The sequence below is a fragment of the Angustibacter sp. McL0619 genome (genome assembly GCF_049994355.1).
In the GTDB taxonomy this organism is placed as follows: Bacteria; Actinomycetota; Actinomycetes; order Actinomycetales; family Angustibacteraceae; genus Angustibacter.
Map to the genome: position 1 here is coordinate 3,278,225 of NZ_CP188257.1, position 12,263 is coordinate 3,290,487.

At 74.0% G+C, this 12,263-nt stretch carries 8 protein-coding genes; all 8 read right to left on the minus strand.

Annotation, left to right across the window (positions count from 1 at the left end; translation table 11 throughout):
* Positions 1–10: 10 nt before the first annotated feature.
* Positions 11–1,030, minus strand: a complete 1,020-nt coding sequence (locus ACPPVT_RS15210) for a hypothetical protein (protein WP_426561670.1) — start codon at positions 1,028–1,030, stop codon at positions 11–13.
* On the minus strand, positions 1,027–1,770 hold the full coding sequence (locus ACPPVT_RS15215) for a hypothetical protein (RefSeq protein WP_426561672.1): 744 nt from the start codon (positions 1,768–1,770) through the stop codon (positions 1,027–1,029). The genes ACPPVT_RS15210 and ACPPVT_RS15215 overlap by 4 nt, the downstream gene beginning before the upstream one ends.
* Positions 1,771–1,918: 148 nt before the next feature.
* Positions 1,919–3,658, minus strand: coding sequence for an acyl-CoA mutase large subunit family protein (locus ACPPVT_RS15220; RefSeq protein ID WP_426561674.1), 1,740 nt, complete (start codon positions 3,656–3,658; stop codon positions 1,919–1,921).
* A 221-nt stretch (positions 3,659–3,879) separates the two neighbouring features.
* Positions 3,880–4,386 (minus strand): MarR family winged helix-turn-helix transcriptional regulator, encoded by a 507-nt coding sequence (locus tag ACPPVT_RS15225; protein WP_426561676.1) that lies wholly within the window; start codon positions 4,384–4,386, stop codon positions 3,880–3,882.
* A 20-nt stretch (positions 4,387–4,406) separates the two neighbouring features.
* Complete coding sequence (locus ACPPVT_RS15230) at positions 4,407–5,075, minus strand: ABC transporter ATP-binding protein (protein WP_426561678.1); 669 nt, start codon at positions 5,073–5,075, stop codon at positions 4,407–4,409.
* Positions 5,072–5,950, minus strand: coding sequence for an ABC transporter ATP-binding protein (locus tag ACPPVT_RS15235; RefSeq protein ID WP_426561679.1), 879 nt, complete (start codon positions 5,948–5,950; stop codon positions 5,072–5,074). Before ACPPVT_RS15235 ends, ACPPVT_RS15230 begins: the two co-directional genes overlap by 4 nt.
* Positions 5,951–5,978: 28 nt before the next feature.
* Positions 5,979–9,152 (minus strand): FtsX-like permease family protein, encoded by a 3,174-nt coding sequence (locus ACPPVT_RS15240; protein ID WP_426561681.1) that lies wholly within the window; start codon positions 9,150–9,152, stop codon positions 5,979–5,981.
* Positions 9,149–12,259, minus strand: coding sequence for an FtsX-like permease family protein (locus ACPPVT_RS15245; protein ID WP_426561683.1), 3,111 nt, complete (start codon positions 12,257–12,259; stop codon positions 9,149–9,151). Before ACPPVT_RS15245 ends, ACPPVT_RS15240 begins: the two co-directional genes overlap by 4 nt.
* Between the last annotated feature and the right edge of the window lie 4 nt (positions 12,260–12,263).

Below are 12,263 nucleotides of genomic sequence, written 5' to 3' on the forward strand. Positions count from 1 at the left end.
CAACCGGGGCTCAGGACCCGGTGACGGCCACCGGGTCCTCGGTGAACCCGAGCAGCTGGACCGGACCCTTGCCCTGCGGGGGAACTGCGAACACCACCATCTGCACGGTGCGCACGGTGGCGACCTTGGTGATCTTCTTCATGCCGCCACCGAGCGCCCGGTAGGCCGGCGGCGGGTTGATCACGCCGGCGCCCTTGCGCACCGTGAACCGGTCGAGGCGGTCGATGGCGGCGACGACCACGGCGCCGCCGTCCGCCGTCCGGAAGACCCGCATGCCGTTCTTCTGCGGCGCGTGGGTCTGGGTGAACACCGCGACGGCCTTGACGCTCTTGGCCTGGGCCGCGGCCTTGGCTCGGACGTCGGTGACCACCTTGTTGGCCGCGAACTTGGTCTTCTGCGGCCTGCCGGTCTGCAGCAGGGCCGCGAAGTCCTTCACGGCGGCGGTCGGTGTGGCGGCGAGGCCCGCGACGTCCGCCGGCAGCATCGAGGCGCCGCGGGTGTTCGGGGCGGTGGCCGGCAGCCCGACCCCCGGCAGCAGGTCGACCCGCGACGAGACCCGGAACGGCGACCGGACGTCGGGGCTGTCCAGGACGGCGATCTGCTGGGTCGACGCGCCGTCCGGCGTCCAGACCGCGATCACGGTGCGCGGGAAGGTTCGCCCAGCAGTCACCACGATGCGGGTGGGCTCGATGGTCGGCTGCAGCGCGCCGCCCGAGGTGTTCTTGGACGGGTCGAGCACCTTCTCGACCACGTAGCGCGGCGGCGCGGTCTGCAGAGCGAGGCCGGTGAACGCGGTCTGCGCGGCGTCCTGGGTGCGCAGGGCGTCCGCCCGCTGAGCCTGGCCGAGAGCGCGCTGGGAGACCCGGGTGGCCTGCTCGGTGGTGATCGCCGGCCGGCTGCTCAGCACGGCGGTGTTCGCCTGCAGGCCGAGCACCGACTGGGCCGCCGGCGCGCAGCCGGTCAGCAAGCCGGCCGCGGCGACGGCCGCGACGGACACCGTGACGGCCCGGTGCGTGGATCGACGGGTCATCGGCGTCTTCCGTTCGCTGGGGTCGCCCTGCGGCGCCCGACGTGCTGCGGCTTGCCGCTCGAGCGGCTGGTGGTGCTGGCCGCGGCTGCCGCCTTGGGCTTGGGGTGCCGGGTCGCCGGGAGCGGGAACCGGCGAGGGGGACGGCTCGGTGCGCGCATCCGCATCGCCAGCACGATCGCCCCCAGCCCGGCCAGCAGCAGCAGCGTCGGCACCCAGTACCAGAGCACCCGGCTCCAGCCGAGGCGAAGGGTCAGCGCGGGCAACGGCTTGCCGTCGGCCCGGGTGATCACCACCGTCTCGGCCCCCGGCCGAGCCTGGTAGCTGAGCGCTGCCGAGCCCGCGGCCGCGGCGCTGGACTGCCAGATGTCGACGGAGCCGGGGGCAGGCAGCAGGTCGTTGCCGTTCAGGTGGCTGGTGGCCAGCCCGCGCGCGCCGTCCATGCCGGTGACCAGGAACCGGTCGGTGCTCTCCAGCAGCGAGCGGGTGTCGTCCGGGCGGGCGCGGCCGATGAAGAGCTGGACGTTGTCGTCCGCCGGGTCGGCGACGTCGGCCCGCACCGAGATGCGCGGGCCCATCACGGCCGCCAGGGCGGGGTCGACGACCACGGCGCTGCGACCGGCGGGAACGGAGACCGCGCTGCGCCAGGTGCCCTTGGAGCCGAGCAGGACGACCCCCATCACCGCGAGGATGACCAGCACGAGCCCGACGAGGGTCAGGGCCCCCGTGATGGCTCGCTTCATCGACTCAGTGCTCCTCGTGCTCGGATCAGGGCGCTTCTTACCGGTTGGCTGGCAGCCCGGGCAAGTCCCCTAGGGTAGCCCGGCCGCAGGGCTGCTTCGAATCGGAACGGGCGTCCTCACCGAACCTCCAGATGCCCTCACCGAACATTCAGAACCTGGCAGGCTCCCGGTAGTCGCCCCAAAGGTCCTTCAGCGCCTCGCAGATCTCGCCGAGCGTCGCCTCCGCCCGCACGGCGTCCAGCATGGCCGGCAGCATGTTCGTCTCGCCGCGCGCGACGTCCACCATGGCCGCGATCCGCAGCTGGACCAGCTCGTCGTCCCGGTCGGCGCGGCGCTGGCCGAGCACGCGCACCTGCTCACGCTCGACCTCGTGGCTGACCCGCAGGATCTCCAGCTCGTGGGTGAGGGAGTCCGTGTGCACGTTGACCCCGACCACTTTCTTGTCGCCCTTCTCCAGGGACACCTGGTACTGGAACGCGGCCTCGGCGATCTCGGCCATGAACCAGCCGTCCTCGATGCCACGCAGGATGCCGCTGGTGATCGGGCCGATCTCGTGCTCGACGCTGCCGTCGTCGGCCCGGTCGCGGCCGCGCTCGCCCAGGTCGCGGATGCGCTCGAAGATCGCCTCGGCCTCGGCCTCGATCCGGTCGGTCAGGGCTTCGACGTACCAGCTGCCCCCCAGCGGGTCGGCCACGTTGGTCACGCCGGTCTCGTCCATCAGCACCTGCTGCGTGCGCAGCGCGATCTCGGCCGACTCGTCGGTGGGCAGCGCCAACGTCTCGTCGAGGGCGTTGGTGTGCAGCGAGTTGGTGCCGCCGAGCACTGCGGCGAGCGCCTCGACCGCCGTCCGCACCACGTTGTTGTACGGCTGCTGCGCGGTCAGCGATACCCCGGCGGTCTGGGTGTGGAAGCGCAGCCACTGCGCGCGGTCGGTCTTCGCGCCGTAGGTGTCGCGCAGCCAGCGGGCCCAGATCCGACGCGCGGCGCGGAACTTGGCGATCTCCTCGAAGAAGTCCACGTGCGCGTCGAAGAAGAAGCTCAGGCCCGGGGCGAACTTCTCCACGTCCAGTCCGCGCGAGAGGCCGAGCTCGACGTACGCGAAGCCGTCGGCCAGCGTGTACGCGAGCTCCTGCGCGGCCGTCGACCCGGCCTCGCGGATGTGGTAGCCGCTGACGCTGAGCGGCTTGTAGGCCGGGATGTTGTGCGCGCAGTACTCCATCAGGTCGCCGATCAGGCGAAGGTGCGGCTCGGGAGCGAACAGCCACTCCTTCTGCGCGATGTACTCCTTGAAGATGTCGGTCTGCAGTGTGCCGTCGAGCACGCCGAGGTCGACTCCCTGCCGCTCGGCCGCCACCAGGTACATGCAGAACACCGGGACCGCGGGGCCACTGATCGTCATCGACGTCGTGACGTCGCCGAGCGGGATGCCGGCGAACAGCCGCTCCATGTCGGCGGCGGAGTCGATCGCCACGCCACAGTGGCCGACCTCGCCCAGGCTCATCGGGTCGTCGGAGTCGCGGCCCATCAGGGTGGGCATGTCGAAGGCGACGCTCAGCCCGCCCCCGCCACGGCCCAGGATCATCCGGTAGCGCTCGTTGGTCTGCTCCGCGTTGCCGAAGCCGGCGAACTGGCGGATCGTCCAGGTGCGTCCGCGGTAGCCGGTCGGGTAGAGGCCGCGGGTGAACGGGAACTCACCGGGCCAGCCGATCCGCTCCATGCGCGGGTCGACGGCGCCCTGCGGCGGCCCGTAGACCGGCTCGAGGGTGCTGCCGGACAGCGTGCTGAAGTCCGCGTCGCGCACCTTGCCGGTGCGGGCGGCCGCGTCGTACCGCTCCTGCCAGCGTCGTCGTCCGGCCTCGATCGGGTCGCTGTCCTCGTGGGCGCTCATGGCCCCAATTTACTAGGACGTCCTACTACTTGTCACCTGCCCCCCTGCGCGCCCCCTCCACGCCCCCTCCACGCCCCCTGCGCGCCCCCCTGCGCGCCCCCAGCGGGCCCCCACTTGTGACGCGTTATTGGGGTCTCCGGGCCGGTTGAGACCCCCAGAGCTCCCCACAAGTGGGGCATGGGCGGACGGAGGGCGGGGATGGGGCGGCGGCAGGCGGGGATTCAGTCGGTGAAGTCGGACGCCGCGACGCGCACCTTGCGCAGCAGGTCGAAGAGCTGGACGCGCTCGGCGGAGTCCAGAGCCTCGAGCCCGAAGTCCAGCCGGACCAGGTCGTCGGTCGCTGCCTGGACGACCCGCCGGCCCTCGTCGGTGATGCCGGCCAGCGTTCCGCGACCGTCCTGCGGGTTGGGCGTCCGCTCGACCAGGCCAGCCTGCTCCAGGCGCTGCACGATGTTCGTCACGGACGTCGGGTGCACCATCAGGCGCTCGCCGATCTTGGACAGCGGCAGTCGCCCGGTGCGGCTGAACGTCAGCAGCACCAGCGCCTCGTAGCGCGCGAAGGTCAGGCCGTGCGCGCGCAGCGCCTCGTCGTACCGCGCGATCAGCAGCTGCTGCACCCGCATCACGGACGTCGCCGCGGCCATCGAGTCGTCCGCCCCCCAGCGCTCGCGCCACAGCTGCTGGGCGCGTGCGACCGGGTCGAAGCTGAGACGCAAGGCTTTGGGCACGAACGGAACCGTACCGTGGCTCAGGCTGGTAGCGGGCGGACCCACTGCGGCACACCGGCATCCAGGTGCAGCTCTCCGTCGCAGGCCGCGGCCGCCTCCGGGTCGTGCGTGGCCAGCACCACGGCCGCACCGCGGGCCGCCTCCTCGCGCAGCAGCTCGACGACCCTGCCCCGGTTCACGGCGTCCAGCTCGCTGGTCGGTTCGTCAGCCAGCAGCACCCGACCGGCCTGCGCTAGCCCGCGCGCCACCGCGACCCGCTGCTGCTGCCCACCGGAGAGCTCCTCGACCAGCTGGTGACCCGAGCTGCCCAGCCCGACGGACTCCAGCGCGGCCGCTGCCGTGACCCTGGCCGGCTCCGGCTCGACGCCAGCAGCCAGCAATGGCACCACCACGTTCTCGCTCGCGGTCAACACCGTGGCCAACGCGTTGCCCTGCGGCACCACGACCACGCCGAGCGCCACCGCGCCGTCCCGGGTGAGCACCGGCTCGCCGTCCACCGAGACGCTGCCGGAGTCGCCCGGCCGCAGCCCGGCCAGCGCCCAGAGCAGCGTGGTCTTGCCCGCACCGGACGGCCCGGTCACCGCGAGCACCTGACCGGAGCGCACGCGCAGCCCCGCGCCGTCCAGGACGGTGCGACCGTCGACGGCGACCGTCAGCCCCTGCGCCTCGATGTGCACCTGCTCGCTCATCCGGCCACCCCGTCGATCTGCTCGGCGCCGGCGGCGCTCTCGTCATGGTCCTCGCGGATCAGCCGCACCGAGCCGTCCGGCTCCAGGTGCACCCGCAGCAGCGACCCCGGCGGAACGATCTCGAGCACGTCCGGCGGCAGCGCGAGCGAGCCGTCCCGGCCGACGACCGCGAAGTCCTCGCCGCGACGTCCCTCGGCGCCCACCCGGCCGTCCCGGATCGTCACGGTGCGCCGCAGTCGCATCGCGACCTCGGGGTCGTGGGTCACCGCGACGACGGTGGTCCCGACGATCCGGTTGACGTCCTCGACGGCGGCCAGCACCTCGTCGCGACCCTCGTGGTCGAGCTGGCTGGTGGGCTCGTCGAGCAGCAGCAGTCCGGGCCGGGCGCCCAAGGCGACGCCCACCGCGAGCCGCTGCCGCTGGCCGGGTGAGAGCTGGGCCAGCGGCGTGCGTGCGTGGTCGGCCAGCCCGACCAGGTCGAGCACCTCCATCGGGTCCGGCAGGTCCTTGCGCTTGGCCGCGCGCGCCCCGCGCTGGGCGAACCGCACGTTGTCCACCGGCGAGGCGTAGGACAGTAGGTTGCGCATGGCGCCCTGGACGACGATGCCGACGTCGCTGGCCCGCATCCGCGCCAGCCCGCGCTCGTCCAGCCGGGTCAGGTCGTGCTCGCCCACCCGCAGCCGTCCGGCGCTCGGGCGCAGCAGCCCGGCCAGCAGGTTCAGCAGGGTCGACTTGCCCGAGCCCGACGGACCCAGCAGCCCGACCACCTCGCCCGAGGCGATGTCCAGGTCCACCCCGGACAGGGCGACCACGTCGTTGCCCTCCAGCCGGTAGATGTGCACCAGCCCGTGGGCCGACACGTCCAGTCCGCTCATCGGCCGACTCCTCTCAGTGCCCAACGTCTCATCGCCCACCGTCCCTGATCCGCTCCGAACCGCTGCTGCGCAGCTGGCGCACCGCCACGCCGACCGCGAGCACCGCCAGCCAGGCGCACACCGCGAGCACGGTCCACCCGAAGGCGACCAGGTTCGGCGAGGTGTCCGGCGTCAGGACCTTCGAGTCCTCGTCCGCCATCGGCAGCACCGGCAGGACGACGACTGCGGCCACCGCGGCGGCGCCGACCGCGGCCACCGCCGCGACCAGGACGCCGGCCAAGTTCTCCACCAGCAGCCCGCGCCGCAGCAGTCCGCGTCGCACCCCCACCGCGCGCAGCGAGGCCAGCTCGACCGACCGCTGCCGCGAGCCGACGAACGCGGCGACCAGCAGCGCCCCCGTGGCGACCAGCACGGCGACCGCACCGCAGGCGAGGAACAGCAGCAGGGCCAGGACGGCGCCCTCCTTCTGGAGCTGGTCCTCGGCCTGCGCGGCCGTCGTCCGCGCGACCACCTGCACCCCGGATCCGGCCAGCGCGGTGCGCAGCGAGCGCTCGGCGGTGGGGTCGTCGCGGGACAGCCAGACCTGCTGCTCCGTCGGCTGCGGGGTGGCGACGCTACGCAGCATGAGCTCGAGGTCGACCATGCTCGCGTCGCGGCCGGCCTGGGGGATGAACTCGGTCCGGCCGGCGTCGCCGACCCGGGTCAGCACGCCGTCCGGACCCGTGACGGCGACGGTCCCGTTGGTGACCGCGGCGTCCTCGCCGAGCAGCGCAGGCACCGGGTACGGCGCGTCGCCGTGCATCACCCGGGCCGGGAAGCCGACCGGAGTCACCGCCTCGATCTTCAGCGCCGAGCCGGGCGTCAGGCTCGCGCGGGCTCCCCCGAGGTCCTCAACCGGCGGGCGCCAACCCGCGCGGTCGGTGAATCGGCCGTCGACCGGTGTGAGCTCGGCCGCGCTTGGACCGGCCGACAGCCCCCTCAGCGAGAAGGTGACCTCGCCGGTGGTGATGTCCAGGCCGGGGTGGCTGACCGTCAGCGCGACCAGCCGGCACCCGGCCGAGCACGAGTCGGGCACGGTGCCGGTCAGCGAGTGCCTGCCGGGCTTCAGCGCGCCGAGCCGGACGTCGGTCCAGCCGTCGGGGGTCTCGACCGTGGCCGACAGGTCGAGGTCGGAGGGGCTGTGCACCGACGCGACGTCCACGTCGGCCCGGAAGGCCCCGGGGCGCACCGTGATCGGGTCGACCAGCTTCGGCGAGAGGATCGCGGCCAGGTCGTCCGGGTCGCGACCGGCGAAGCCGGCCACGGCGTGCGCCCTGGTCCCGTCGACCGCTATCGACGGGCTCGAGTCGTCGTCCGGGGGCAGCCGGAGCACCGCCATCGCGTACGAGCCACCGGGGTCGGCGGCGCGCACTGCCGGCAGCAGCCCGCGCGCGGTCGGTGCCTGGACGTCCAGGACGACGGCCGCGCCGGTCTCGGCGAGCGCGCGCGCCTCACGTTCGCGAGCAGCGACGGTCCAAGCCTGCACGCCGATCAGCAGCAGGCAGATGGCGGCGGCCAGCACGCCGGTGGTCCGGGCCGTACCGGCGCGGCGGGCCACCCCGGCCCATCCGTAGATGGCCGCGGGCCGGCCCCGCTCGAGGGACCGCACCGTGCGGCGTCGGGACACGAACCGGACCAGCCGGGCAGCGACCAGGGCACCGGCCAGGGCGATGATCCCCGGCGCGGCCGACGCGACCGGCCCGGGGGCCGCGTCGGGCGCCACCGCAAGCTGCACGATGCCGGCCACCACCAGGGCGAGCACGGCACCCTCGACCGCGCCGGCTCCGCGGGTGCGGCTCGAGCCCGGGACCCGGCGCAGCAGGTCGGCGACGTGGCCGCGCGCGACTCCCCGAGCCGCCACCGCGGCCGCGACGATGCCGCCGACCACACCGAACAGCGCCGAGGCCACCACCCAGCCGGTCACCTGCAGCGAGGTGCCCGGCTCGAGCAGGTGCTCGGCGACCAGGTGGACCAGCCACCAGCCGAGCACCGACCCGATCGGCGCGGACACCAGGAGCAGCACCACGACCTCGGCCAGGCCGAAGCGCACGGTGCGCCCGGGAGTCAGACCGCGCAGCTTGGCCAGGCCCAGCTCGGGGGCGCGCTCCTGCGTCGCCGAGCTGACGACGTGGGCCAGGATCACCCAGGCGAGCAGCACCAGCTGCAGTGCGGCCAGCGGCGCCGCGACCCGCACGACGTCGCTGCGCCGCTGCGACTCCTCGATCAGCGACGGCAACTGGCTCGTCACCGTGACGAGCCGCTTGCCGAGCGCGGATCGCGTCGCTACGACCTGGTCCGAGACGTGCTGGGCGGACGCCAGGTCGATCTCGCCGGGCGCCACCGGTACGTCGACCGTGTACGACAGGACGTGCAGCTTCTTGGCGCCTCCCGGGCCGAGGAAGGCGAAGTCCGTGACCGCCGGGTCCTCGGACAGCCCGTGCGGCCGCTCGATCGGGTAGTAGGGGAACAGGTTCTGCCCGACCCAGTAGTCGTCGGCCACGTCGAACGGCGCCATGGTGCCGACCAGCGTCAGGTGCGCCGTCCCCTGCGAGCCATCCGGGTTCTGGACGTCGGTGAGCCCGGTGTCGAAGGTGTCACCGATCTTCAGCCCGAGCAGCTCAGCGCTGCGGCTGGTCATCGCGACCTCGGTCGGCGCGGTCGGACAGCGTCCGGTCGTGACGGGCAGGTGGTCGCACAGGCCCGCGCGGTCCATCAGCGGGACCACGACGGCTCCGCCGGCCTGGGGGCCCTTCGTGGGCAGGGTCTGCGAAGGCGTCAGCTGGGAGGTGACGGGCGTACCGAACACCGGCGGCGGCAGCATCGCCTTGAGCTGGTTGACCGTGTCGTCCATCTGCTGGGCGCGTGACGTGTCGTCGGTGTCGAGAACGGAGGGCCCCCCGAGGCGAGGGCCGGCCGCGTTGGCGGACACGTCCGCGTGAACGCTGCGGGCGTACACGTCCGAGCGGGTGAGCGCGCCGCGGGCGATCGACTCCTGCGCCGCGCGCGAGTACAGCGGGGCAACGACTGCGGCGGTCGCGGCGACGATCGCGAGCGCCAGCACGATGGCCGCCGTGGCCCGGCGGTAGGCGATGCCGCGCAGGGCCAGGCGAAGCCCGGTCAACCGCCCCTGCGGCCGCCCGCGGCGGGCCGCTCGCCTGCTCACAGGCCCTCCCGCAGCAGGTCCGGGGTGGCCTGCCGACCGAGCCGGACGCCGAGCCCGACGCAGACGGCGACCAGCACGACGGCGGCCAGGGCGGTCGCCGCGAGGACGGACGGCCAGCCGGCCGACAGGTCGGGTGCGGGCAGCCCGCTCTGACCGGGCGCCCGGGACAGGCTGAGCCAGGCGCCGATGGCGCCGAGCGCCGCACCGGCCAGGACGCCGACCAGGGCGACCAGGAGCTGCTCGCTGACCGCGGCGCGCCGCGCCGTCCGAGCGTCCACGCCGACCACCCGCAGCCCGGCCAGGTCGTACGCACGGGTCCGACCGGACGTCGAGACGGCCACCGCGAGCACCGCGGCGGCGAGCAGCAGCGCGACCAGGCCGATCATCTGGGTCAGGTGCAACGACAGCCCGCTGCCCTGTCGGGCCAGCTGACCCTGCAGTGTGCTGAGCCGCGTCACGCCGGTGACCTGGACGCCGTGCCCGCGCAGCGCGGCCACCAGCGCGGCCTGCCGGTCCGGGTCGTCCTGCGAGAGCCAGACCTGGGTCCGGGCGGTGGGCGCGAGCAGGCCGGAACGCTGCTTGGCGTGCTCGGCGGAAAGCAGCAGCGCCGGGGAGACCGCGCCGGGCACGCGGTCCAGCCGGACCGCGGCGTCGTAGGAGCTGTCGCCGCCGGTGGGCGCCGGCCCGTCCACCTGGCGGTCGGCCGGCAGGAGGGGGTCGTTGATCGCGCCCTGCCCGTAGGGGGACGCGCTGACGTCCTTGGTGGCCGCGACCGGAATGGTGAGCGGCTGGTCCAGCCTCTCGAGCAGGATCGAGTCGCCGAAGCTGCGCTGGGAGGCGTGCAGCGCCTGACCCGCGGGCTCCACCGAGTTCTGGGAGAAGCTGATCGACTCCCAGCCACCGTCGCGGGCCTTGAGGTCGACCGCCCTGGCGTTCGCGGTCAGGCCGTTCACGGTGAGGTCGAGCTGCGCCGTGCCGAGGTCGGACGGGTCGCGCTCGGCGGCGATCATCCGGAGGTCGCAGCCGCCCGCGCACTGCACCGGTGCCGTGAGCCGCTGGTCGCCCTCGCGAAGCTGACCGAGGTCGACCCGCTGGATCAGGCCGGACGGCGGCACGATCGTGGCGGTCAACCGCATGGGCCGGGTCAGGCCCTCGGGCACGGAGAAGCCGGTCACCTCCTCGGGCTTGGGGGTGAAGGGCGCCGACCGGAAGTCCACGTCGGCGGTGAGGGTGGTTCCGGTGAACCGCACCGGTGGCGAGGTCTTCGGGCTCAGCTTGGACAGGTCGGGCGCCCCGTGCCCGGCCTGGCCTGAGTCGTCCCAGAACGCCACCTTGCTCAGCCTCGGCAGGTCCGCGACGAGCGTCTTGACCCCTGCCCCGGACGGACTGGGCGCCAGCACCACGTCTGCGGCGTACCGACCGGACGGGTCTGCCGCGGCGACCGCGGCGGACAGGGCCGGCGGCTCCACCTGCTGGGTGTCCAGCACGACCTCGGCGCCGAGCGTGCGCCGGGCGGCGGAGGCACGCTGGTCGGCGCCCACTGCGCTCGCCGCCCCGGCGAAGACCAGCAGTGCGACCGCGACGGTCTCGATGGCGACCAGTCGGCGCAGCGCCGGCCGTCGCGCGATGGCCAGGCAGGCCAGCCCGGTGGTCAGGTGACCGCGGCGCAGCCTACGACGACCCACCCAAGCGGCCACCGGTACGACGATCTGGGACAGCAGCAGCCCGCCGGCCAGGGCGAGCAGCCCGGGCGCGATCAGCGCGGTCGGCGACTGGGCGTCGTCACCCAGCAGGGTGACCAGGCCGGCCACGCACAGGGCCACCACGACACCGTCCACGATCCCGGCCCGCAGGGTGGAGCTGCGCGGCGGGACCGAGCGCAGCAGCGTGACCAACGGCTCGCGGACCGTCGGCACGGCGGCGAATACCACCGCGACCAGGCCGACCGCGATCGAGGCCAGCACCGCCACCGCCTCCGGCCAGCTCGGCACCACGCGGATCCCAGGCAGCAGCCAGTGCCCGGCGGCCACCTGCGCGAGCTGCCATCCGGCCAGCCCGCCCACGACGCAGCCGACCACGACGACACCGCCGAGGTCGCGCACCAGCAGTCCGGCCGCGTGGCTGGGCAGCTGCCCACGCAGTCTGGCCAGGGCGACCTCGGGCCTGCGCTGCTCGGTGGTCGCCGCGGCCACGTAGGCGAGGACGACCAGGGCCAGCAGCACCGCCTGCAGCGCGACCAGCGGCAGCGGCGCCCGAGCGTCGGCGCGCGCGGCGGACGCCTGGTCGAGCAGCTGCGGGAGCTGGGTCTGGTTGCTCGCGTGCGCCGCGGACGCTTTGGCCTGCAACGCCTTCAGGTCGGATCGGACCCGCTGCTCGTCGCGCACGTCGAGGCCGTCGACGGCCAGCGGGACGTCGACGGTGCTCTCCAGCGTCCGCCAGGGAGCGGCGCGCAGGGTGGGCCAGTTGACGAAGACAGCGTCGCCGGAACGGACCTGCTGCTCCCCCGTGCTGCTGGTCGGGCTGTGGGTGGCCAGCGGGCGGGAGAAGAAGTAGGTGTCGGTGTCCTCGGCCTGCGCGTAGATGCCCACGACGACGGGGCGGGTCACGACGGCCGACGCTTGGTTCTGCCCGGCCGAGGAGTCGGCGAGGGCCAGCCGGCTGCCCACCTTCAGCCCGGCGTCCGCGGCAAGGGTCCGGGACACCACGGCTTGCCCGTCGCCCTGCGAGCAGGTGCCGGCGGACATCACCAGGTGCCGGCAGACCTGGTCGCGGGCGATCACGGGCACGAGGGTGGGGTTCTTGCCGATCACCAGACCGGGGGCGCTGCCGCCCCCCACCGACGCCTGCCAGGTGGACGACGAGAGCTCGGGCTGCATGGCCGCGCGAAGCTCGTCCGGGCTGAGCGGTTTGTCGGAGGACATGCTGACCGCAACACCACGGTCGTGCGGGGTGGCGGCGAGCAACGTGCCGCGCTGCACGGACTCCGCGACCGCCCGGGCGTATGCCACACCCAGCACCGCCGTGAGCGCGAGCATGCCCGAGAGCGCGCCCACGAGCGCGGCCTGTGCGGGCTGGGAGCGCAGTCGGGCAACCACCAGTCCCGTCACTAGG

Excerpts from the sequence above, each read along its gene's own strand:
- ACPPVT_RS15210 (WP_426561670.1), bottom strand. The coding sequence starts at position 1,030 with ATGACCCGTCGATCCACGCACCGGGCCGTCACGGTGTCCGTCGCGGCC.
- ACPPVT_RS15215 (WP_426561672.1), bottom strand. The coding sequence starts at position 1,770 with ATGAAGCGAGCCATCACGGGGGCCCTGACCCTCGTCGGGCTCGTGCTG.
- ACPPVT_RS15220 (WP_426561674.1), bottom strand. The coding sequence starts at position 3,658 with ATGAGCGCCCACGAGGACAGCGACCCGATCGAGGCCGGACGACGACGC.
- ACPPVT_RS15230 (WP_426561678.1), bottom strand. The coding sequence starts at position 5,075 with ATGAGCGAGCAGGTGCACATCGAGGCGCAGGGGCTGACGGTCGCCGTC.
- ACPPVT_RS15235 (WP_426561679.1), bottom strand. The coding sequence starts at position 5,950 with ATGAGCGGACTGGACGTGTCGGCCCACGGGCTGGTGCACATCTACCGG.